This is a genomic window from Microbacterium flavum, from assembly GCF_018717645.1.
GTDB lineage: Bacteria > Actinomycetota > Actinomycetes > Actinomycetales > Microbacteriaceae > Microbacterium > Microbacterium flavum.
In genome coordinates this window covers 24,662-45,704 of record NZ_JAFLHG010000018.1, presented here as the reverse complement: position 1 = coordinate 45,704, position 21,043 = coordinate 24,662, and the positions used below count along the sequence as shown (strand labels likewise).

The 21,043-nt window shown below is 71.9% G+C and carries 19 protein-coding genes; 9 read left to right on the top strand and 10 right to left on the bottom strand.

From position 1 onward, the window contains the following. Positions 1-222: 222 nt before the first annotated feature. Positions 223-1,248 (top strand): non-homologous end-joining DNA ligase, encoded by a 1,026-nt coding sequence (gene ligD / locus J0P97_RS14970; protein WP_215488592.1) that lies wholly within the window; start codon positions 223-225, stop codon positions 1,246-1,248. On the opposite strand, the gene J0P97_RS14965 is transcribed toward ligD, so the two are convergent. The 3 genes from J0P97_RS14965 to J0P97_RS14955 form a co-directional block, all read right to left on the bottom strand. Further along, complete coding sequence (locus J0P97_RS14965; protein ID WP_215488591.1) at positions 1,249-2,457, bottom strand: AI-2E family transporter; 1,209 nt, start codon at positions 2,455-2,457, stop codon at positions 1,249-1,251. A 75-nt stretch (positions 2,458-2,532) separates the two neighbouring features. Next, a complete protein-coding gene (locus J0P97_RS14960) occupies positions 2,533-3,819 on the bottom strand; it encodes a threonine/serine exporter family protein (RefSeq protein WP_215488590.1) in 1,287 nt (428 codons plus the stop codon). 224 nt (positions 3,820-4,043) lie between these two features. Then, positions 4,044-5,078, bottom strand: coding sequence for an ATP-dependent DNA ligase (locus tag J0P97_RS14955; RefSeq protein WP_215488595.1), 1,035 nt, complete (start codon positions 5,076-5,078; stop codon positions 4,044-4,046). Between the two features lie 164 nt (positions 5,079-5,242). On the opposite strand from J0P97_RS14955, the gene J0P97_RS14950 reads away from it, so the two are divergent. Continuing rightward, positions 5,243-6,994: an acyl-CoA dehydrogenase family protein gene (locus tag J0P97_RS14950; protein ID WP_215488589.1), complete on the top strand. Its 1,752-nt coding sequence runs from the start codon at positions 5,243-5,245 to the stop codon at positions 6,992-6,994. A 7-nt stretch (positions 6,995-7,001) separates the two neighbouring features. Here J0P97_RS14950 and J0P97_RS14945 read toward each other — a convergent pair whose 3' ends face one another. Further along, entirely contained in the window at positions 7,002-7,694 is a 693-nt protein-coding gene (locus J0P97_RS14945) for a TetR/AcrR family transcriptional regulator (protein WP_215488588.1), read from the bottom strand. Positions 7,695-7,884: 190 nt separating this feature from the next. On the opposite strand from J0P97_RS14945, the gene sucC reads away from it, so the two are divergent. Together sucC and sucD are read left to right on the top strand one after the other, a co-directional pair. Beyond that, the gene (gene sucC / locus J0P97_RS14940) at positions 7,885-9,051 is read left to right on the top strand and encodes an ADP-forming succinate--CoA ligase subunit beta (protein ID WP_215488587.1); all 1,167 of its coding nucleotides are present in this window, start codon (positions 7,885-7,887) and stop codon (positions 9,049-9,051) included. 39 nt (positions 9,052-9,090) lie between these two features. After that, complete coding sequence (gene sucD / locus J0P97_RS14935; RefSeq protein WP_215488586.1) at positions 9,091-9,993, top strand: succinate--CoA ligase subunit alpha; 903 nt, start codon at positions 9,091-9,093, stop codon at positions 9,991-9,993. 90 nt (positions 9,994-10,083) lie between these two features. Here sucD and J0P97_RS14930 read toward each other — a convergent pair whose 3' ends face one another. The 6 genes from J0P97_RS14930 to J0P97_RS14905 form a co-directional block, all read right to left on the bottom strand. Next, on the bottom strand, positions 10,084-10,410 hold the full coding sequence (locus J0P97_RS14930) for a hypothetical protein (RefSeq protein ID WP_215488585.1): 327 nt from the start codon (positions 10,408-10,410) through the stop codon (positions 10,084-10,086). Between the two features lie 16 nt (positions 10,411-10,426). Next, a complete protein-coding gene (locus tag J0P97_RS14925; RefSeq protein WP_215488584.1) occupies positions 10,427-10,978 on the bottom strand; it encodes a hypothetical protein in 552 nt (183 codons plus the stop codon). Beyond that, positions 10,975-11,580 (bottom strand): hypothetical protein, encoded by a 606-nt coding sequence (locus J0P97_RS14920; RefSeq protein ID WP_215488583.1) that lies wholly within the window; start codon positions 11,578-11,580, stop codon positions 10,975-10,977. Before J0P97_RS14920 ends, J0P97_RS14925 begins: the two co-directional genes overlap by 4 nt. Further along, a complete protein-coding gene (locus tag J0P97_RS14915; protein WP_215488582.1) occupies positions 11,577-12,125 on the bottom strand; it encodes a hypothetical protein in 549 nt (182 codons plus the stop codon). The genes J0P97_RS14920 and J0P97_RS14915 overlap by 4 nt, the downstream gene beginning before the upstream one ends. After that, complete coding sequence (locus tag J0P97_RS14910; RefSeq protein WP_215488581.1) at positions 12,122-13,441, bottom strand: hypothetical protein; 1,320 nt, start codon at positions 13,439-13,441, stop codon at positions 12,122-12,124. Before J0P97_RS14910 ends, J0P97_RS14915 begins: the two co-directional genes overlap by 4 nt. 91 nt (positions 13,442-13,532) lie before the next feature. Beyond that, positions 13,533-14,957, bottom strand: coding sequence for an NCS2 family permease (locus tag J0P97_RS14905; protein WP_215488580.1), 1,425 nt, complete (start codon positions 14,955-14,957; stop codon positions 13,533-13,535). Between the two features lie 81 nt (positions 14,958-15,038). Here J0P97_RS14905 and J0P97_RS14900 point away from each other — a divergent pair, with 81 nt between their 5' ends. From J0P97_RS14900 to J0P97_RS14880, 5 genes are all read left to right on the top strand, one after another. Then, positions 15,039-16,424, top strand: coding sequence for a cell division protein PerM (locus J0P97_RS14900; protein WP_215488579.1), 1,386 nt, complete (start codon positions 15,039-15,041; stop codon positions 16,422-16,424). A 31-nt stretch (positions 16,425-16,455) separates the two neighbouring features. Next, positions 16,456-17,088: a phosphoribosylglycinamide formyltransferase gene (gene purN, locus J0P97_RS14895; RefSeq protein ID WP_215488578.1), complete on the top strand. Its 633-nt coding sequence runs from the start codon at positions 16,456-16,458 to the stop codon at positions 17,086-17,088. 43 nt (positions 17,089-17,131) lie between these two features. After that, entirely contained in the window at positions 17,132-18,739 is a 1,608-nt protein-coding gene (gene purH / locus J0P97_RS14890) for a bifunctional phosphoribosylaminoimidazolecarboxamide formyltransferase/IMP cyclohydrolase (RefSeq protein WP_215488577.1), read from the top strand. A 176-nt stretch (positions 18,740-18,915) separates the two neighbouring features. Further along, on the top strand, positions 18,916-20,412 hold the full coding sequence (locus tag J0P97_RS14885; protein ID WP_215488576.1) for a DNA-3-methyladenine glycosylase 2 family protein: 1,497 nt from the start codon (positions 18,916-18,918) through the stop codon (positions 20,410-20,412). After that, positions 20,409-20,903: a methylated-DNA--[protein]-cysteine S-methyltransferase gene (locus tag J0P97_RS14880; RefSeq protein ID WP_215488575.1), complete on the top strand. Its 495-nt coding sequence runs from the start codon at positions 20,409-20,411 to the stop codon at positions 20,901-20,903. Before J0P97_RS14885 ends, J0P97_RS14880 begins: the two co-directional genes overlap by 4 nt. Positions 20,904-21,043 lie beyond the last annotated feature (140 nt).

The following is a 21,043-nucleotide window of genomic DNA, read 5'->3' as shown; positions in this document are numbered from 1 at the left end:
GTGCAGTAGCATGGTTGTGTCCTGGAGGTGTTCATATATTGTTTTTGTGTTGATTATAAGGAAGAAGGCCGACCGTGGTTTGTTTCGGTGTGGTGGGGGCCGGCAATTGTGTAGAGGGGGGGGGGGGGGGCGGGGGAGTGGGGGTATGGGGGGGGGAGGGGCGGGCACAAGAGGCAGAAACGGGGGGTGTCGCGGGATGGGGCGCGCGCCTAGGGTGAGCGCATGGCCTCCGAGCGCATCACTCTGACCGTCCCGGGCCCGGATGGCGACCGCGAGGTGTCGCTGTCGAGCCCGAGCCGGGTCATCTGGCCGGAGGCGGGGATCACCAAGCGCGAGCTCGCCGAGTACGCGATCGCCGTGTCGGAGCCGTTCCTGCGCGCCAACGGACATCGCCCGGTGTCGCTCGAGCGCTTCCCCGACTCCGTCGCGGGGGAGAGCTTCTTCTCCAAGAACCCGCCCAAAGGCGCGCCCGACTACGTGCACGAGGTGATGTGCACGTACAACAGCGGCCGCCGGCATCCGCAGGTCGTCCTCGACGAGGCCGCCGCCATCGTCTGGGCAGTGCAGATGAACACGGTCGTCTTCCATCCGTGGGCCTCGCTCGCCGCAGACACGGACGATCCGGTGGAGCTGCGGATCGACCTCGACCCTCAGCCGGGGACGGACTTCACCGATGCCGCCGCGGTGGCGCCCGCCCTCCGGGAGGTCCTCCGCGAAGCGGGGCTGGAGGCGTGGCTGAAGACGAGCGGCAACCGCGGCATCCACGTGTTCTGCCCGATCGCGCCCGAGCACGAGTTCCTCGATGTGCGCCACGCCGTCATCGCCGCCGGGCGCGAGCTCGAGCGGCGGATGCCCGACCGGGTGACCACGGCGTGGTGGAAGGAGGAGCGAGGCGAGCGCGTGTTCGTGGACTTCAACCAGGCGAACCGCGATCGCACGATGGCGGGTGCCTACAGCCCGCGCGCCCTGCCCGGTGCGACGGTCGCGACACCGATCACGTGGGAGGAGCTGGAGGCGGGCGTCGACCCCGCCGCCTTCACGGTGCGGACGGTGCCGACGCGCCTCGCCGAGATCGGCGACCCGTGGGAGGACCTGCAGGCCCACCCCGGCCGGATCGACACCCTGCTCGAGTGGTGGCAGCGCGACCTCGATGCGGGGCTCGGCGAGCTCCCGTTCCCCCCCGAGTTCCCCAAGATGCCCGGAGAGCCGCCGCGCGTGCAGCCGAGTCGCGCCCGCAGGCCCAACTGATCAGGAGGCGGGCTCCACGGTCACCGGACCGTGGCCCGCGACGAGGGCGCGCTCGTCGGTGCGGTGCTTTCGCCGCGCCCAGCGCGCCGGGGTGGACGGCCCGTCCCACACCTGGATGATGCCCCACGCGGTCGCCGTCAGCGGCACCGCGAGGACGGCACCCACGATCCCGCCGAGCACGGTGCCCGCGGTCAGGGCGATGAGGACGACGAAGGCGTGCAGCTTCATCGAGCGGCCCATGAGCACCGGCTGCAGGAAGTTGCCCTCCAGCTGGTTCACGAGCACGACGACACCGACGACGAGGAGGGCGACGACCCAGCCGTTGGCGACGAGGGCGACGAGGGCCGCGAGGATGCCGGCGAGGGTCGCTCCGACGAACGGGATGAACGCGAGCAGGAAGACGAGCACCGCCAGGGGGAGCGCGAGAGGCACCTGGAGGATGAGGAGGCCGATGAGGATGCCGAGGGCATCCACCGCCGCGACCGATGCGGTCCCGCGGACGTAGGAGCCGAAGACGCTGACCGTCTTGGAGCCGATGCGGACGGCGCGGGCGTACTTCTCGCCCTCGAAGGGGCGCAGCGTGAACGCCCACATCTGCGGACCGTCCTTGAGGAAGAAGAAGAGGACCACGACGAGGAGGATGAATCCCGTCACGAATGAGGCGACCGCGCTCACCCCGGCGATTGCGCCCGATCCGAACTGCGCCGAGGTGAGGAAGTCGGTCGCGGAGTCGATCCACTCGTCGATCTGGGCCTGGTCGATCGAGAACGGCAGGGTCGACACCCACGACATGAGCTGATCGAAGCCCTGCTGCGCCTTGGCGGCCAGCTCCTCCCACTGCCCGCGGACGGCGGCGACGATCAGCCAGCCGATGCCGGCGAAGATGGCCACGATCGTCAGCAGCACCATGAGCGTCGCACCGAGCGGGGGGACGCCCTTCCGACGCAGCCACGCCATCACGGGCGCGAAGGCGCAGGCGAGGATGAGGGCCAGCAGCAGCGGGATCACGACCACGGTGAGCTGGCGAAGACCGAAGATGAGCCCCGTCGCCACGGCGACGACGAGGATGATCTGGAGCGACCGGATGGCGAGGCTCCCGAATCCGTCCTGCCAGAGGGACGCGGGCTTTCCGCTGGGCGCGACCCGGACGGGGTCGTCGTTCGCGGTGCCGCGGACGGCGAGAGGGGCGGAGGAGCGGAAGAGTCCCATCCTTCGACGCTAACGGCTCCGGGCCGCCCGTGCGAAGCCTTGACAGGCCGCCAGGCGCCACCGCACGGGCCGGGCTCAGCCCCCGGGTCGCGTCCATTCCCGCTCGGTGAGGACCCGTGCCACGGTGAGTCCGATCGCGAGCGCGACGACGACGAAGACCGCGGTGAGGCCGCTCTGGATCGCGGCGAGGGTGTCGCCGGCGATCACCCCGGTGATCGCCCGATACGCGGCGGCACCCGGCACCATGATGAGGACGGCGGGGACGGTGAGGGTCACGCGGGCCGCGCGAAGTCGATCGCCGAAGAGGAAGGCGCCGGCGCCGACCGCGAACGCGGCGACCGCCGCGGCGAGCGGGGGCGTCGCCCCGGCATCGACGAGAGCCAGGCGGCCGACGCCCGCAACCGCGCCCAGCGCGGCCGCGGTCAGCGCGATCGCGGGCGGGGTGTCGAAGAGCACGGCGAAGCCGAGAACGCCGACGAACCCCGCGAGGAGGCGCACGACCGACAGCAGGGGCTCGTCGAACACGGGGGAAGCCGTCTGCGAGACCGAGGTGTGGAAGAGTGCCGCGACGCCCCAGACGGCGGTTCCGGTCGCGAGGAGGAGGAGCGTCGCGTAGACGACCCGCGCGATTCCCGCGTTCAGATCGAGTCGGGCGAGGTCGAGGGCGCCGGTGACGAGGGGGAACCCCGGGACCAGGTAGAGGACGGCGCTCGTCATCGCGGCATCGTGCTGGGCGCCGGGGGCTCCGAGTGCGGCGAGGAGCGCCGTGGCGCCGAGGTAGACCAGGAGCGAGGTGCCGGCCGCGACGAAGACCACGAGGAAGTCGTTCGTGCGGAGCCGCGCGAGGCGCATGCGGACGAACTGCCCGGCGCCCGCCGCGATGCCGACCGCGAGGAACTCCTGCCATCCGCCGTTGCCCAGCAGGGCGAAGGCCGCGCACGCGAACGCAGCGCCGAGGACGCGCAGGATGTCGGGGTACCGCCGGGGCCGCGCGGCGATCGCATCGAGGTCGCGCTGGAGCTGCGGTGCGCTGGTCCCGGGCCGGAGCGAGGAGGTGAGGCGCTTGATCTCCGTGAGCCGGTCGGCGTCGATCGCCGGACGGCGGATCTCGGCGACCCGGGTCCGGAAGAGCGGCCCGCGGCTCGCGGTCGCCACGATGTCCGTCATGCCGACGCGCGTGTGGAGCTCCTCGATCCCGAGCGCGTGGGCGGCGCGCTCCATGCTGTCGCGGACGCGCGCCGACGATCCGCCGGCGCCGAGCATCATCGCACCGAGGCGCATCACCGCGTCGGTGCGAGCGATGAACTGCACCGGTTCCAGGCGCAGCTCGCTGGTCGCTGACGCGTCGGATGCCTCGGCCATGCCTTGATCCTGGCACCCGGCGGCCCTCCTCGCACGCCGGCGATTTTCACGGCCCGACCGGGCGTGGCGCGCGGTCGGACGCCGATATCGTCGGCGTCATGGAGGAGGGCATCAGCCCCCTTCGCCACTCCGGGCCCGCATGGCCGGCCGCCGCAGTCCGGCGCCGATGCGGGCCCGTGGTGTGTCCGGACGGCGCACGGCGCACCCGCCCGACCCGCGCGCGATCAGGCGAGGACGTCCGCCAGGTCGTACGCGGTCACCGTCTCCAGCTGGTCGTACGTGCAGGAGCGCGGCTCGCGGTCGGCGCGCCACCGCGCGAACTGGACGGTGTGGCGGAACCTGCTCCCTTCGAGCTGGTCGTATCGCACCTCGAGCACGCGCTCGGGGCGCAGCCGCACGAAGGAGGTGTCCTTGCCCGCGGCGGCGAATCGTGAGCGCTCTCCGTCGCCGTGCAGCGTGCGGCCGTCGGCATCCGTCTCGACGAGCGGGGCGAGCTCGTCGACGAGTTCGCGCCGCCGGACGTCGCTGAAGGCCGAGACCCCGCCCACCTGGTGCAGCTCCCCGGCCTCGTCGTAGAGCCCGACGAGGAGCGAGCCGACCCCCGCGCCGCTCTTGTGGACGCGGTAGCCCAGGGCGACGACGTCGGCCGTGCGGGCGTGCTTGATCTTGAGCATCGTGCGCTTGCCGGGGCTGTAGGGCTGGGCCAGCGGCTTCGCGACGACGCCGTCGAGGCCCGCGCCCTCGAATCGGGCGAGCCACTCTCGCGCGAGCGCGGGGTCGGTCGTCGTCCGGGTGAGGTGGAGAGGAGTCGGAACGGAGCGCAGCAGGTCCTCGAGCTCTGCCCGCCGCACCGAGAACGGCTCGTCCCGCAGGTCGCGATCCCCGCGCGCAAGGAGGTCGAACGCGACGAATCGGGCGGGAGTGTCGGCGCTGAGCAGCGCGACCCGCGACGCGGCCGGATGGATCCGCTGCGACAGCGCCTCCCACGACAGCCGCTCGGCGCCGCCGGGCTGCGGGAGGGCGACGATGATCTCGCCGTCGATGAGGCACGGTTCGGGAAGGAGTCTCGCGAAGGCGGCGACGAGCTCGGGGAAGTAGCGGGTGAGCGGCTTCGCACCGCGCGAGCCGATGACGACGCCGTCCGGTCCGGTGCCGTCGGAGGAGACCAGCGCGCGGAACCCGTCCCATTTGGGCTCGTACGACAGTCCGCCGGGCACCGCGGCGGGGTCGGGGATCGCGGGGACCGCCTTCGCGAGCATCGGTGCGGGAATCTCGTACACGCTGTCATCCTGCCGCGGGGGCGTCCGGGGCGCTACCGGGCGGTGGGGGATCAGCCGCGCGAATGACACCGAGTATCAGCTAAACTGACTCGCAGTCTCACTCCGGTCCTCTGTCGGACCGGTCGCACCCCGAGGGAGCTCCCATGGCCATCGACTATCAGCCGCCGACATCCGACTACGCGTTCCTCTACCGCGAGGCGTTCGGCACCGACATCGTCGCGCGCGCGACCGGCGGGGAGCTCACCGCCGAGGACGCCGCGGATGTGATCGCCGGCGCGGGGGAGTTCGCGGCGTCTGTTCTCGCCCCCCTTCAGAGCATCGGCGACCGCGAGGGGGCGCGGCTGGTCGACGGGCAGGTCCATCTGCCGGACGGATTCGCCGAGGCCTACCGCGCCTTCGCCGACGCGGGCTGGGTGAGCGCCGAGGCGCCCGCATCGGCGGGAGGCGACGGCCTGCCCGGCTCGATCCGCGCGGGGCTCGGCGAGATCTGGAACGCGTCGAACGCGGCGTTCGCCCTGTGCTGGCTGCTGACGGCGGGACAGATCCATGCGCTGGATGCCGCGGCGTCGGACGAGCTGCGCGAGACGTTCCTCACGAAGCTCGTCTCGGGCGAGTGGACCGGCACGATGAACCTCACCGAACCGGCGGCGGGCACCGACCTCGGCGCCATCCGGACGACGGCGACGCCGCGAGGCGACGGGAGCTGGTCTGTCAAGGGTCAGAAGATCTTCATCACGTGGGGCGACCACGACGTGGCCGACAACATCGTGCACCTCGTCCTGGCCCGCACCCCCGATGCGCCGGACGGTGCCAGGGGGCTGTCCCTCTTCGTCGTGCCGAAGTTCCTCGTGAACGCCGACGGCTCCCTCGGCGATCGGAACGGCGTGGAGACCGTCGCGATCGAGCACAAGCTCGGCATCCACGGTTCGCCCACGTGCGTCCTCAGCTATGAGGACGCGACCGGATACCTCGTGGGCGAGGTGGGGGGAGGCCTGGCCGGGATGTTCGTCATGATGAACTCCGCGCGCACCGGCATGGGGTTCCAGGCCACCGGGATCGCGGACCGCGCACTGCAGCAGGCCGAGGCGTATGCCGCCGGACGCATGCAGGGCCGCGTGCTCGAACGCGACGCCGATGCGCCGATCGCCGAGCACCCCGACGTCCGCCGCCTCCTGCTGTCGATGCGCAGCGACGTCTTCGCGATGCGGGCCCTCAGCGTCCACGTCGGAGACCTGTTCGACCAGGCCGAGGCCTCGGGGGATGCCGCCACGCTCGCGCTCGCGGAGTTCTTCGTCCCGATCCTGAAGGGGTGGGCGACCGAGGATGCGGTCACCCTCACGAGCGACGCGATCCAGGTGCACGGCGGGATGGGCTTCATCGAGGAGACCGGCGCCGCGCAGCATTACCGCGATGCGCGCATCATGCCGATCTACGAGGGGACCACGGCGATCCAGTCGAACGACCTCATCGGTCGCAAGGTGATCCGCGATCGCGGCGCCACGGCCGAACGCCTGTTCGCCCAGGTCGATGAGACGATCGCGGCGCTCCGCGCCGCGGCAGGCGATCAGCCGCAGGGCGCGGCGGCGCAGCCCGCCACGCGTGCCGCCGATCGCCTCGAGCGCGCCGTGGCATCCGCGCGCCGGGCCACGGCGGACATCGTGGGCTTCGCCGGATCGCCGCGCGACGCCCACGCCGTGAGCGTGCCCTACCTCATGCTCCTCGGCGTGCTCGCGGGCGGGTGGATGCACGGGCTCGCGGTCGTCGCGGTCGCCGCGCACACGGCGCCCGACGACGCGGACGGCGCGCGGCTCACCGCCGCCGACTTCTACGGCGCGCATCACCTGCCGCGCGTGCACGCCCTCGCCGAGACGGTCGCCTCCGGCGAGACGCTCTGAGTCGGCGTCAGAGGGCGTCGCGCATGCGACGGGCGACCTCGGCCGACGGCATCCGCCGCGGGAAGGTCGCCACGACGACGTCGTCGGCCCGAGCGTCCTCGCCGTCGGGGTGCACGCCGAAGCGGTGGAGCAGACCCTCGTAGGCGTCGGTGAGGACGCTCTCGGACACGTCGTCGGTGCCCCGCAGCAGGCGTCGCAGCACGTGATTGTGAACGGCGGTGACGGCGGCGGCGAAGGCGACCGAGTCGATCGGGTCGAGGCCCGGCAGCGCACCGCGCAGGTAGTCGTCGAACAGGCGCTCGTACTGGAACACCGTCACGATCTCGCGCTCGCGCAGCGCCGGGACCTGCCGGACGACGGCGTAGCGGCGCCGGGCGAGATCGGGCTCGGCGGCGAAATGGCGGAAGACTTCGACGGATGCCGCGCACGCCGCCGCCCACGGGTTCTCCTGCGGGTCGCGTCGCGCGTCGGCCAGGAACTCGCGCAGCTGCGCGAGCAGGACGTCGTGGTCGCTGAAGACGACGTCATCCTTCCCGCCGAACTGCCGGAAGAACGTGGAGCGCGACACGCCCGCCGCCTGCGCGATCTGCTCGACCGACGTGGCCTCGAAGCCCTGCGCGACGAAGAGGTCGAGCGCCGCGGCGACCACGGCGTTGCGGGCGGACGTGGGAGCGGCCTTCTCCCGAGCGGCATCGGTCATAGCCCGAGCCTACGGCGTGCCGCGCCCCTGGCGACCGGCGCCGCGCGGCGGCCCCCGAGCGGGTCGGGGCACTCAGGCGCACGTATTAGGCTGGGGGATTGGTCGATCTCTCGACATCGAGATTTCTCCGACCCGCGAAAACCCGGGGCACGCCCCCGAAAACCCACAGTCGCCCAGCGAAGGATTGCACGTGGATCTCTACGAATACCAGGCACGAGACCTGTTCGAGAAGTATGAGGTGCCGGTGCTTGCCGGCATCATCGCCGACACCCCTGAGGAGGCGAAGGCGGCCGCGGAGAAGCTCGGCGGTGTCGTCGTCGTCAAGGCGCAGGTCAAAGTCGGCGGCCGCGGCAAGGCCGGTGGCGTGAAGGTCGCGAAGACCCCCGAGGATGCCTACGAGGCCGCGAAGGCCATCTTGGGCCTCGACATCAAGGGCCACGTCGTCAAGCGCGTCATGGTCGCCGCGGGCGCGCAGATCGAGAAGGAGTTCTACTTCTCGGTGCTGCTCGACCGCGCGAACCGCTCCTACCTGAGCCTCTGCTCGGTCGAGGGCGGCATGGAGATCGAGCAGCTCGCCGTGGAGAAGCCCGACGCGCTCGCCAAGATCGAGGTCGACCCGCTGACGGGCATCGACGCGGCGAAGGCCCTCGAGATCGCCAAGGCAGGCGGCTTCGATGACGAGCTCGCCCCGAAGGTCGCCGACGTCTTCGTCAAGCTCTACAATGTCTACAAGGGCGAAGGCGCGACCCTCGTCGAGGTCAACCCGCTCATCCAGGATGCCGCGGGCAACATCGTCGCCCTCGACGGCAAGGTCTCCCTCGACGACAACGCCACCGAGGTGCGCCACCCCGAGCACGAGGAGCTCGAGGACAAGGATGCCGCCGACCCTCTCGAGGCGAAGGCCAAGGCGTCCGGCCTCAACTACGTCAAGCTCGACGGCCAGGTCGGCATCATCGGCAACGGCGCGGGCCTCGTGATGTCGACGCTCGACGTCGTCGCGTACGCCGGCGAGAACCACGGCGGCGTGAAGCCGGCCAACTTCCTCGACATCGGCGGCGGCGCCTCGGCGACCGTCATGGCCGCGGGCCTCGACGTCATCCTCGGCGATGAGCAGGTCAAGTCGGTCTTCGTCAACGTCTTCGGCGGCATCACCTCGTGCGTGGCCGTCGCGGAAGGCATCGTGAAGGCGCTGGAGATCCTCGGCGACACCGCGACCAAGCCGCTCGTCGTCCGGCTGGACGGCAACCAGGTCGAGGAGGGTCGCGCGATCCTCGCCGCCGCGAACAACCCCCTCGTGACCCTCGCTGCCGGTATGGACGAGGGCGCCGATAAGGCCGCCGAGCTGGCGAACGCCTGATCCCTCGACGAGCTCAGGAACCGGAACAGGACTAAAACAATGTCTATCTACCTCAACAAGGACTCCAAGGTCATCGTCCAGGGCATCACCGGCGGCGAGGGCACCAAGCACACCGCGCTGATGCTGAAGGCGGGCACGAACGTCGTCGGCGGCGTCAACGCCCGCAAGGCCGGCACCACCGTCTCGCACGTCGACAAGGACGGCACCCCGGTCGAGCTCCCCGTGTTCGGCTCCGTCGCCGAGGCGATCGAGAAGACCGGCGCCGACGTGTCGATCGCCTTCGTGCCGCCCGCGTTCACGAAGGATGCCATGGTCGAGGCCATCGACACCGACATCCCGCTCCTCGTCGTGATCACCGAGGGCGTGCCCGTCGGCGACAGCGCCGAGGCCTGGGCCTACGCGAAGAGCCGCGGCAACAAGACCCGCATCATCGGCCCGAACTGCCCCGGCATCATCACGCCGGGGGAGGCGCTCGCCGGCATCACGCCCGCCAACATCACCGGCAAGGGCCCGATCGGCCTCGTCTCGAAGTCGGGCACCCTGACCTACCAGATGATGTTCGAGCTGCGCGATCTCGGCTTCTCGACCGCCATCGGCATCGGCGGCGACCCGATCATCGGCACGACGCACATCGACGCGCTCGAGGCGTTCGAGGCCGATCCGGAGACGAAGGCGATCGTCATGATCGGCGAGATCGGCGGCGACGCCGAGGAGCGGGCGGCGGAGTACATCAAGGCGCACGTGACGAAGCCGGTCGTCGGCTACGTCGCCGGCTTCACGGCCCCCGAGGGGAAGACGATGGGCCACGCCGGCGCCATCGTGTCCGGCTCGGCGGGCACCGCGCAGGCCAAGAAGGAGGCCCTCGAGGCCGCCGGCGTCAAGGTCGGGAAGACCCCGTCCGAGACGGCCGCCCTCATGCGCGAGATCATCACCGCGCTGTGACGCACTGATCGGGACAGATCGACGAAGGGGCTGGATGCCATGGCATCCAGCCCCTTCGTCGTGAGCGCCCGGTGACGAGCGCCGGGCCGATCAGACCGCCGTCGGGCCGTGCGAGGCAGCGCTCGGCTGCGGGGGCCGGGTGAGCGCGTCGGCGAGCTGCGAGTCGACGTCGGTGAAGGCCTGGACGAACGCCTGGGCCTCCTTCTGCAGGGAGCCGACCTGCTCGACGAGCTCCCTGCGCCGGTCATCCCACTTGGCGGCGAAATCGGTGCTCGCAGACGCCAGCGACTCGACGGGGATCGCATCGGCGAGGGAGTCGGCGTCCGCCTGCGCCGACCCCAGACGCTGCACGATCGACTGCAGATTCGTGGACACCATCTCGACCTGATCCAGATCGACCTTCAGGCGTGCGGCCATGCTCTTCTCCTTCGTTTCAGTCGGCGGTGCCGATGGCGCGGGCGAGGCCGTCGTAGTCGGGGCGCAGGGCCTCGAAGCGGGCGAGGTCGAAGTCCCCGACGATCATCAGCACGTCCCGCTCGTCGATGCGCCACGCCCAGTGGGTGACGACGCTGATCGTGCCGTCCTCGTCCTGGATGTGACGCGTCGCGGTGAGCCCCGGACCGAGCCGCCCGCCGGTGAACGGCTCGGCGATCACGGGTCGGGTCGCGCGGGGGTCGCCCACCCCCACGAGCGAGGCGAGCTCGGCGTCGGTGCGCGCCGGCAGCTCGTAGATGCTGGCGATCCCGATCGCCTCGTGCGGGCGCGACAGGTAGGCGAAGCGATGCTCCTCGTCGTCGACGCTCCGCGACATCCCCTCGACAGTGGCGGTGAGCCATTCCCGCATCGATGCGTCGTAGCCGTAGGCATCGGAGAGGGCACCCACGAGCGCGCTCGACCACTGCTCGAGGGAGGCGAAGCCCTCCCAGGGCCATTCGGCGGGCACGTACACCCACAGATCGTGGTCGAAGTCGACGTGCAGCGTCATGGGCGGGCCTCCGGCCGGTCGGTGTCGGTGTGCGTGCCCGCAGGGTCGAACGTCACGGCATCCAGCATCGTCGTGAGCAGCAGCGTGAGGGCATCGGTCACGGGTGCGTAGTCGGGATCGGCGTCGCCGGTGATCGAGGCGAAGGCGACGAGGTAGCCCTCGCCGTGCACCCAGGTGTAGTCGAGGGTGCGCAGGAGCACGAGCTCTCCGGGGGCCGCGCCGTCCGGGATGACGGCATCGACGATGTGGCGCCGGGCCGCTCCCGCATCGGTGTCGACGGGCTCCCCGACGGTCGGCAGCGATGGCGCTCCGGTCCCCGGCGATACGGCGCTGAAGGCGATCGAGGTGGACACCGGGACCTCCCAGGGGCGCCCGAGCGGCAGCGCGACGGCGAAGGCTCCCGCACGGAACGCCTCATCGAGCTGCGCCTGCAGAGCGCGTTCGAGCTCGCGCGCGAACGGCGTGATCGAGTCGCGCGGGCCGAGAGTGCGCACGGAGGCGAAGGTGCGGTGCACCGTCGGCGCATTGTCCGCGGCGACCGGAAGGTACTGCCATCCCGGCGGCAGGATCAGTCGGGGGGACAGCGTGGGGATGACGGTCATGACGGACGCCGCGGACGCCAGAGCGTCCACGCCTCCCGGGCGAGCTCCCACCCGCCGCGGACGGCGAGCATGACCACCGCGAGCAGCCACGGGGCACCCGCCCACAGGACGACCATGAGCTGGGGGCCGCCGTACGCCCCCGCACACATGAGCGTGATGCTCAGCCCGACGAAGGCGAGGACGGCGAGCTCCCATCGCGCCGGGAAGAGCCAGAGCGGGCCGGGGCGCCCCGGACCCATCGAGAGCACGGCGGCGGCGAGCATGAGCAGCGCGGGGATCCAGAGGAGCCAGAACGGCGGCTGGAAGATCGGATAGGTCTCCGAGGAGCCGAGGACACCATCCGCGGGGATATCGCCTCGCACGACCCCGATGATGCCGAGGAGGATCTGCGGGCCGAGCCCGAGGATCACCACGAGCACCATCGACCACAGCGCGGCCGTCCCGACCCGGCGCTCCCGGGCGCTGCGGGCCTTCCCCTTCCGCCGTCGGGAGGGCGGAGTCCGCCGTCGGGATGCGGGAGCGGGGAGCGTGCGCCTGCCGCTCACGAGCCGATCCGCCAGGTCGCGGCATCCTCGACGCCTTCGTACCAGTCCGCCACCGGGCCGAGAACCGCCGTCTCGTGGTCGGTGTCGCCGAAGAGGTCGAGCAGGTTCGGCAGCGCGTCTCCGAGGGCGCTGTCCACGGCCTTCGATCCCGCCGTCACGGCCGAGGCGACCCGGATCTTCAGAATCTCCTGGCGCCCGATGCCGAGGAGGATGTCGTCCAGCGGGCCGCCGGCTCCCGCCTTCGCCGACTCCGCCACCCGGAGGAAGTGCGCGTTGGTCGTGCCCTTGACGGAATTCACCTGACGCAGCCAGGTCGGGGAGGGCAGGCGCACCCTGCCGCCGAGCAGGCTCAGCCCGTTCTTGCCCTTGAGGACTCCGTTGAAGCTGCCCGTGACGACGCGGAGCGGATTGCTCGTGCCCTGCGCGGCGAGCCGGGCCACGCGGGTGCCCTTCAGCGCGGTCATGACCCCGCCGATCGTGCGGGAGGCGGCGGCGGCGACGCCCATCGTCGCCACCGCGAGCACGTCGAGGGCGAAGTCGATCCACGAGATCTGACCCGTCGCGGCGAGAACCAGCCCGAGTCCGGCCGTGATCGCCGCCGCGGCCAGTGCGAAGGGGGCCAGCACGGGGAAGAAGAAGCTGAGAATCGACAGCGCCATCGTGATCTTCTGCAGGATGCTGTGGATCGCCTTCAGGATCTCGGCGTGCTCGGCCACCCATCCGGAGAAGTCGTCCCACCAGCCGTCGTTGAAGCCATCGCCGTCCGCGGCGTCGCGCATCTTCCGGGCCGCGTCACCGCCGGACTGGCGCAGCCGCTCGGTGATGCGGTCGAAGCGCGCCTGCGCATCGGCCGCCTGCGCGGCCTGGCCGTCACGCCGCTGGGCGAGGGTCAGGAGGTGCCGGTTGAGGTCGGCGGCTTCGACGGGATCCGTCGTGCGCGCCCGCTCGTCGCGGAAGTGCGCGATCTGCCGGTCGTAGGAGGACTCGGAATGGGCGGCATCCGCGTGCTCCGCCACGAGGGCCTGCGCGTCGCGCTGCGCTGATTCGAGGTCGCCGGCGAAGGATGCCAGAGCCTCCGATGCGTCGTCGTAGCGGCCCTGCAGCGATGCGAGCCGGTCGGCGACCTTCGTCGCGTTCTCGGCGAGCTGGTCCAGAGCGTCGCTCTCGTGCTGACGGGTGTCGGCGATCGCGGTCCGAAGGCCCGCCACCGCCTCGTGGATCGCATCGGCGGTCGCGGCGAACCGAGCCGCCTTCGAGCGGATCGTCGCGGGGCTGCCCGGGATGGGGGCGACCTGCGTGGGCAGTGCGAGAGTCATGATGCTCCTTCCGCCGTCCATCGTACGGAGGCCGCGTGCGCGGTCGCGATGGGGAGAAGTCCCCATGCGGCATCCCGCGCGCAGGGACGAGTCAGCCGACGCCGAAGAGAGCCTCGATGGGTCCGCGCGCGAAGAAGAGCACGAAGCCGACTCCCACGACCCACAGGAGCGGGTGGATCTGCTTGATGCGCCCGGAGAACGCGTGCAGGACGATCCAGCTGACGAAGCCCGCGCCGATGCCGTTCGCGATCGAGTAGGTCATCGGCATGACGGTGGCGGTGAGGAAGACGGGCAGCAGGACGCGGAAGTCGGAGAAGTCGATGTTCTTGATCTGCGAGAGCATCATGGCGCCGACGAGCACGAGGGCGGCCGCTGCGACGGCGCCCGGCACGAGCGAGGTCAGCGGAGTGAAGAACATCGCGAGGAGGAAGAGCGCCCCCGTGACCACCGAGGCCAGGCCCGTGCGCGCGCCCTCGCCGATCCCCGACCCGGATTCGACGAACACCGTGGCCGACGAGGACGAGGTGCCGCCGCCGACGATCGCACCGACGCCCTCGACGACGAGAGCGGAGGTGATGCGGGGGAAGTCGCCCTTCGCATCGGCGAGGTCCGCTTCCTTCGCGAGGCCCGTCATGGTGCCCATCGCGTCGAAGAAGTTCGAGAACAGCAGCGTGAACACGAACATGATGAGGGCGACGACGCTCACCCGCTGCAGGTCGAAGCCGAAGTCGACGGCACCGACGAGGCTGAAGTCGGGGAGCGCGACGATGCCGCCCGAGAAGCCGAAGTCGAGGCCGAACGGCCAGATCGCGCTCGTGATCGCGGCGAGCAGCGTTCCCGCGACGAGCGCGATGAGGATTGCGCCACGAACGCGCAGGGAGATGAGGACGCCGCCGATGAGGAGCGTGATCACGAACAGGAGGGTCGGGATGCTGGCGACCGATCCGCCGACGCCCAGGTCGACCGGCGGGGAGGGGTTCCCGGTCGCGGTGACGAATCCTGCGTTGACGAAGCCGATGAAGGCGATGAACAGGCCGATGCCGACCGTGATCGCGAGCTTGAGCTCGACGGGGACGGCATCGAAGATCAGCTTCCGCAGACCGGTCGCCGCGAGCAGGACGATGATCACACCGTTGATGACCACGAGGGCCATGGCCTCGGCCCAGCTGACCGATCCCACGATCGAGAAGGCGAGGAACGCGTTGATCCCGAGGCCTGCCGCGAACGCGAACGGCAGGCGGGTGATGATGCCGAACAGGAGCGTCATGACGCCGGCGGTGAGCGCCGTGGAGGCGGCTACCGCGCTGCCGCTCAGGACCGTGCCCTCCACATCCGGAGTCGAGAGGATGAGCGGATTGAGGATGACGATGTAGGCCATCGTCACGAAGGTGACGATGCCGCCGCGGATCTCGGCGCCGACGGTGGAGCCGCGCTGGGAGATCTCGAAGAAGCGGTCGAGGCCGCTGGTGGGGGTCGCGGGAGACGTCGGCGTCGGTGCCGAGGGTGTGGATGTCATGGGGTCCTCCTCTGGGAAAAGGTAGTGGCTCTGCGCGCCCCGTTCGGAACGTCCACCCCCCGTAGGTAGGGTCGAAGCCGCATGAACCGCCTCCTCGTCGCCCTCCTCGCCGCCTTCGATGCCCTGATCGCGGCGGCCGTCGGCGTGGGCGCCGCGCTCGCGCCGCTCACGGTGCTGTGGGTGCTGGGCCTCGGCGGAACGGCGGATTGGGCGGCGCTGTGGCCGGCATCGGTGCGGCTGTGGCAGCTCGGTCAGCTCGTGCCGCTGCAGTTCACGCTGCCCCCCGAATACCTCACGGCGACCGGACTCCCGGCGGATGCCGCGACCTTCACCCTCTCCCTCGTCCCCCTCGCCGCGGCCGGCGCGACCGCCCTCTTCGCCGCTCGGTCGGGTGCGCGCGCGGCGCGCTCGGGCGCGTGGGCCGTCGGAGTCGCCTCGGGCGGGGTCGTCACCCTCGCGGTGGCGTGGCTGCTCTGGAGCACCTCGGCGAACCAGGTGGTGGCGGTCTCCACGGCGGCCGCGCTCCTCCTGCCCGTCGCGGTCTTCGCCGTGCCCGCGCTCCTCGGCGCGATCATCGGCGCGTGGCGCCACGGCGACGACGGCATCATCGACGCGCTGCGCATCCGCCTCGAGCACGACCCGCGGAACCGCGAGGTCGCCGAGGCCTCCGCCCGGGGCCTCGGCGTCGCCGTCCTCGGCTTCGTGGCCGTCGGGGCGTTCCTCCTCGCGGTCCTCACGATCCTGCGGGGCGGTGAGATGGTCGCCCTCTTCGAATCGGCGCATGTCGACGCGCTCGGCGCCGTCATCGTCGGACTCGCGCAGCTGGCCTACCTGCCGACGCTCGTCGTCTGGGGCGGGGCGTTCGCGGCGGGCCCCGGCTTCTCGATCGGGGCGGGCACGGCGGTCTCGCCCTCGGGGGTCGAGCTGGGCGTCCTCCCCGGCATCCCGGTGCTCGGGCTCGTCCCGACCGCCGCCTCCTCCTGGACCCTCCTTCTCGTCCTCCTCATCGTCGCGGTCGGCTTCGTCGCCGGCGCGACAGCGCGCAGGCGCCTCCTCGACGGCGGCGGGGAGCGGGATGCCGTTCCCGGCGCATTCGCCCGTGCGGTGGCCCTCGCGGTGATCGTGCTCGGCGGAGCCGGCGCGGCGGCCCTTCTCGCGATGCTCGCGTCCGGCTCGTTCGGGCCGGGACGCCTCGCCCAGACCGGGCCGTCGGCGGGGCCCGTCGCGCTCGCCGTGGGCGCCGAGCTCCTCGTCGGTGCGGCCATCGCGCTCTTCTCCCCGGTGCGTCGGGGATCGCCCGGTGACCGTGCGCCCGCTGCTGCGGCGGCACCGGCGTCGACCGCTGCCGCCGCGCCCCGGTCGACGCCGTTCCCGATCGCCGACGACGCCGAGACCGCGCCCCTGGACCCGCTCGACCTCGACCCCCTCGCCTCCTTCGGCGACTCGGACGATCACCGTCCCGCCTGACGCCGTTCCCGCCCCCCGGTAGACTTGCCGCGTGCTCACGGTCGCCGTCCTCATCTCGGGCGCGGGATCGAACCTGCGGGCGCTGCTGGACGCCGCCGCCGAACCGGGTTTCCCCGCGCGCATCGTCGTCGTCGGCGCAGACCGGGAGGCTGACGGGTTCGCCCACGCCGAACGATTCGGCATCCCGACCGTCCTGGTCCCGTTCCGCGAGTTCGAGACGCGAGACGAATGGGGCGACGAACTGCGCCGCCAGATCGACGTCTGGACGCCGGACCTCATCGTCTTGAGCGGACTCATGCGGCTGCTTCCGGAGGCCCTGGTGGATGCCTGGGCCCCGGCCCTGCTGAACACCCACCCGGCGTACCTGCCCGAATTCCCCGGCGCCCACGGGGTGCGCGATGCGCTCGCCGCCGGCGTCGCCGAGACGGGCGCGAGCGTCATCGTCGTGGACAGCGGCGTCGACACCGGCCCGATCATCGCGCAGGAGCGCGTGCCGATCCTTCCCGGCGACACCGAGCACACCCTGCACGAGCGCATCAAGCCCGTCGAGAGGCGCCTGCTGATCGACGTGGTGCGCGCGGTCGCCACCGGCGACATCGACCTCGCCGCCCGCGCGAGGGACCGGGTCGCCGATCCCCCCGCCATCGATCCCGGCGCCCACTGACCTTCCCGACACCCACCCGACGTCCCGAGCACTGGAGTCCCGCATGGCCGGCCCCACCATCGATCCCGCCCTCTACCGCGACCGCGACCTCGTCCCGATCCGACGCGCGCTCCTGTCGGTCAGCGACAAGACCGACCTGCTGCCGCTCGCGCAGGCGCTCGCCGGGGCGGGCGTCGAGCTCGTCTCCACGGGAGGATCGGCCGCGCTTCTGCGCGAAGCGGGTCTCGCGGTGAAGGACGTCGCGGAGATCACCGGATTCCCCGAGTCGCTCGGCGGCCGGGTCAAGACGCTGCACCCGAACGTGCACGCGGGCCTTCTGGCGGATCTGCGCCTCGAGGACCACGAGCAGCAGCTGGCGGAACTCGGCATCCTGCCCTTCGAGCTCGTCGTCGTGAACCTCTACCCGTTCGTGGAGACCGTGAACTCCGGCGCCACCGGCGACGCCGTCGTCGAGCAGATCGACATCGGGGGTCCCGCGATGGTGCGCGCCTCCGCGAAGAACTTCGCCAATGTCGCGATCGTCGTCTCGCCGGAGTCCTACCCGGCGATCATCGAGTCGCTCGGCCAGGGCGGCACGACTCTCAGCCAGCGACGCGAGCTCGCGGCGCGCGCGTTCGCCCACACCGCCGCCTACGACCGCTCGGTGGCGACGTGGTTCGCGGAGGAGACCCTCGAGCCCGAGGGCGACCTCCCGCAGCACCTGACGATCAAGGCGGAGCGCCTGGAGACGCTGCGCTACGGCGAGAACTCGCACCAGCGCGCCGCCCTCTACTCCCGCGTCGGCGGCCACGGGATCGCGCAGGCGACGCAGCTGCAGGGCAAGGACATGAGCTACAACAACTATGTCGATGCGGATGCCGCGCTGCGCGCCGCGTTCGACATGGTCAAGCCCGCTGTCGCCATCATCAAGCACGCGAACCCCTGCGGGATCGCGATCGCGGCCCCGCAGGCCCTCGATCCCATCGCGTCCGCGCACCTGCGCGCGCACGAGTGCGACCCCGTGTCGGCGTTCGGCGGGGTGATCGCCGCGAACCGTACCGTCACGCTCAAGATGGCGGAGAACCTGCGCGACATCTTCACCGAGGTCATCGTCGCGCCGGACTTCGAACCGGAGGCGCTCGAGGTGTTCGCGCTGAAGAAGAACCTGCGCGTCCTGCGCCTGCCCGACGACTGGCGTCAGGAGCCGATGGACGTCCGCCTCCTCTCCGGCGGGCTCCTGCTGCAGGACGCCGACCGCTTCCCGCCCGTCGTCGAGGCGCTCGTCGACGGCTGGGAGCTCGTCACCGGCGAGATGCCCGCCGACGAGGAGAAGGGCAATCTCGCCTTCGCCTGGAAGGCGTGCCGCGCCGTCAAGTCGAACGCGATCGTCCTCGCCCAGGGGTCCGCGACGGTCGGCATCGGGATGGGGCAGGTCAACCGCGTGGACTCGTGCCGCCTCGCCGTCGAGCGCGCCGGGGAGCGCGCGGCGGGGTCGGTGGCGGCATCCGACGCGTTCTTCCCGTTCGCGGACGGTCCGCAGGTGCTCATCGACGCCGGCATCCACACGATCGTCCAGCCGGGGGGATCGGTGCGCGACCAGGAGGTCATCGACGCGGCGCGGGCCGCCGGAGTGACGATGTTCTTCACGGGAGAGCGGCACTTCTTCCACTGAGCCTCCCCGGCGCCCTCCTGCTCTCTGCGTCCGCTCCGCCCGCTGCCTCCGCCTCCGCCGAGTGCGTCTGCTGCGCCCTCCGCCTCTGCCGAGTGTCCAAGACACGCGGGGAGACGGGTGGGTGCCGTGTCCGAAAACCGCGAGACGGTGCGCGTCGGGCGTGCGAGGCTGGGGTGGTGTCCGCAGCATCCCTGACCTTCGACGAGCGCTACCGCGCGATCGACGCCCGTGATGCGCGCTTCGACGGACAGTTCGTCACGGCCGTCCGATCGACAGGGATCTACTGCCGCCCCAGCTGCCCGGCACGGACGCCCAAGCCCGAGAACGTGACGTTCTACCCGACCTCGGCGGCCGCGCACGAGGCCGGATACCGCGCCTGCAAGCGATGCCTCCCCGAGGCCGCGCCCGGGTCTCCCGAGTGGAACCTCCGCGGCGACGTCGCGGGGCGGGCGATGCGGCTGATCGCGGACGGCGTCGTCGAACGCGAGGGCGTCCCGGGCCTGGCGGCGCGACTCGGATACTCCTCCCGCCACCTCACGCGACTGCTCACCGCCGAGCTCGGCGCGGGGCCCCTCGCGCTCGCCCGCGCGCAACGGGCGCACACCGCGCGGATGCTCCTGGTGTCCACCGACATGCCCGCCGCCGAGGTCGCCTTCTCCGCGGGGTTCGCGAGCGTGCGGCAGTTCAACGACACGATCGGGGCGGTGTTCGGGATGCCTCCCCTCGCCCTCCGCGCACGCCGACCGGCCGCGCCGGCTGCCGTACCGTCGCCCGGCGCGATCGACCTCCTCCTGCCCCATCGCGGTCCCCTCGACCACGCCGGCCTCTTCGCGTGGATGGCCGCGCGCGCCGTGCGCGGCGTGGAGATCGGCACGTCGGACTCCTTCGCTCGGGTCCTCCGCCTTCCCGGAGGACCCGCCTGGTTCGCCCTGCGCGTGGATGCCGGCGGGCGGATGCGCCTGCGCGCCCGGCTCGCACACCTGGGTGACCTCCCCGTGCTCGTGGCACGGGCGCGGCGCCTGTTCGACCTCGACGCCGATCCCGTCGCCGTGGATGCCGCGCTCGCCGCGCATCCGGAGCTCGCGCCGCTTGTCGCGCGGATCCCCGGCATCCGGGTGCCGGGAGCCGCCGACCCGCATGAGATGCTCATGCGGGCGATGGTCGGCCAGCAGATCACCGTCGCCGCCGCCACCACCGCTCTCCATGCACTCACCGAGGCGCTGGGGGAGCGGGTCGAGGGGTTCGAGGGTCACGATCGGCTCTTCCCCACGATGTCGGCGATCGCCGAGCGCGGCCACGAGGTCCTCCGTGGGCCGGGCGCGCGCATCCGCGCGATCACGGGTGCCGCCGCGGCGCTCGCAAGCGGGGATCTGCCGCTCACGAGCGGCGACGACGCCACGGCGCAGCGCGCCGCGCTCCTGGCCATGCCCGGCATCGGCCCGTGGACCGCCGACTACGTGCGCATGCGCGTCCTCGGCGATCCGGACATCACTCTCCCGGGGGATGTCGCCGTGCGCACCGGAGCGGCGGCCGCCGGCATCCCCGCCGACCCCCGCGGCCTCGAGGCGTGGGCGGCTCGCACCGCCCCCTGGCGCAGCTACCTCACCGCGCACCTCTGGCGCGCCGTCACCCGCCCCACCGACCCGACGACCCGACAGGGGAATTCCGCATGAGCGCCACGATCCAGACCCTGGACACCCCCGACGGGGCCTTCTCCCTCCTCGCCGACGAGGAGGGGCGCGTCCTCGCGAGCGGCTGGACCGCCGACCCCGAGGCGATCCTCGCGCGCGTGCGCACCGCTCCGGCGGCGGTGCGCGAAGGCGAGACGGATGCCGCGGACGCCGTCCGCGCCTACTACGGCGGCGACCTCGCCGCACTCGACACGGTGCGCGTCCACCAGATCGGCACCCCGCGCCAGCTCGCCGGCTGGGCGGCGCTGCGGGAGATCGCGCCGGGGGCACCCCTCACGTACGCCGAGTTCGCCGCCGCGCTCGGCTCCCCGGCCGCGGTGCGCGCGGCCGCCTCGATCTGCGCGAAGAACGCCCCCGCCCTGTTCGTGCCCTGCCACCGCGTGCTCCGCACCGGCGGCGCTCTCGGGGGCTTCGCCTGGGGGCTCGACGTCAAGCGGGCCCTGCTCGCGCGGGAGGCCGCCGCGGCCCGATGAGCCAGCCGGGCCGGGCTCGCTGAGCCCGCCACGGATCGGGTGTTGCGTTCAGCGAACGCCCAGGGATACTCTGGAGGGCTGTCGCCGTGATCCGGCGCCGGCCCCCGCTCACCGAACCTGGAGGAACTCATGTCCACGGC

What these genes read in the sequence shown, in the direction of transcription:
- J0P97_RS14955 (WP_215488595.1), bottom strand. Translation starts at nt 5,078, where the DNA reads ATGCTCGCGAAGGCGGTCCCCGCGATCCCCGACCCCGCCGCGGTGCCC.
- J0P97_RS14945 (WP_215488588.1), bottom strand. Translation starts at nt 7,694, where the DNA reads ATGACCGATGCCGCTCGGGAGAAGGCCGCTCCCACGTCCGCCCGCAAC.
- ligD (WP_215488592.1), top strand. Translation starts at nt 223, where the DNA reads ATGGCCTCCGAGCGCATCACTCTGACCGTCCCGGGCCCGGATGGCGAC.
- J0P97_RS14920 (WP_215488583.1), bottom strand. Translation starts at nt 11,580, where the DNA reads ATGACCGTCATCCCCACGCTGTCCCCCCGACTGATCCTGCCGCCGGGA.
- J0P97_RS14880 (WP_215488575.1), top strand. Translation starts at nt 20,409, where the DNA reads ATGAGCGCCACGATCCAGACCCTGGACACCCCCGACGGGGCCTTCTCC.
- J0P97_RS14950 (WP_215488589.1), top strand. Translation starts at nt 5,243, where the DNA reads ATGGCCATCGACTATCAGCCGCCGACATCCGACTACGCGTTCCTCTAC.
- J0P97_RS14925 (WP_215488584.1), bottom strand. Translation starts at nt 10,978, where the DNA reads ATGACGCTGCACGTCGACTTCGACCACGATCTGTGGGTGTACGTGCCC.
- sucD (WP_215488586.1), top strand. Translation starts at nt 9,091, where the DNA reads ATGTCTATCTACCTCAACAAGGACTCCAAGGTCATCGTCCAGGGCATC.
- J0P97_RS14930 (WP_215488585.1), bottom strand. Translation starts at nt 10,410, where the DNA reads ATGGCCGCACGCCTGAAGGTCGATCTGGATCAGGTCGAGATGGTGTCC.
- purH (WP_215488577.1), top strand. Translation starts at nt 17,132, where the DNA reads ATGGCCGGCCCCACCATCGATCCCGCCCTCTACCGCGACCGCGACCTC.
- J0P97_RS14960 (WP_215488590.1), bottom strand. Translation starts at nt 3,819, where the DNA reads ATGGCCGAGGCATCCGACGCGTCAGCGACCAGCGAGCTGCGCCTGGAA.
- J0P97_RS14900 (WP_215488579.1), top strand. Translation starts at nt 15,039, where the DNA reads ATGAACCGCCTCCTCGTCGCCCTCCTCGCCGCCTTCGATGCCCTGATC.
- J0P97_RS14965 (WP_215488591.1), bottom strand. Translation starts at nt 2,457, where the DNA reads ATGGGACTCTTCCGCTCCTCCGCCCCTCTCGCCGTCCGCGGCACCGCG.
- J0P97_RS14910 (WP_215488581.1), bottom strand. Translation starts at nt 13,441, where the DNA reads ATGACTCTCGCACTGCCCACGCAGGTCGCCCCCATCCCGGGCAGCCCC.
- J0P97_RS14905 (WP_215488580.1), bottom strand. Translation starts at nt 14,957, where the DNA reads ATGACATCCACACCCTCGGCACCGACGCCGACGTCTCCCGCGACCCCC.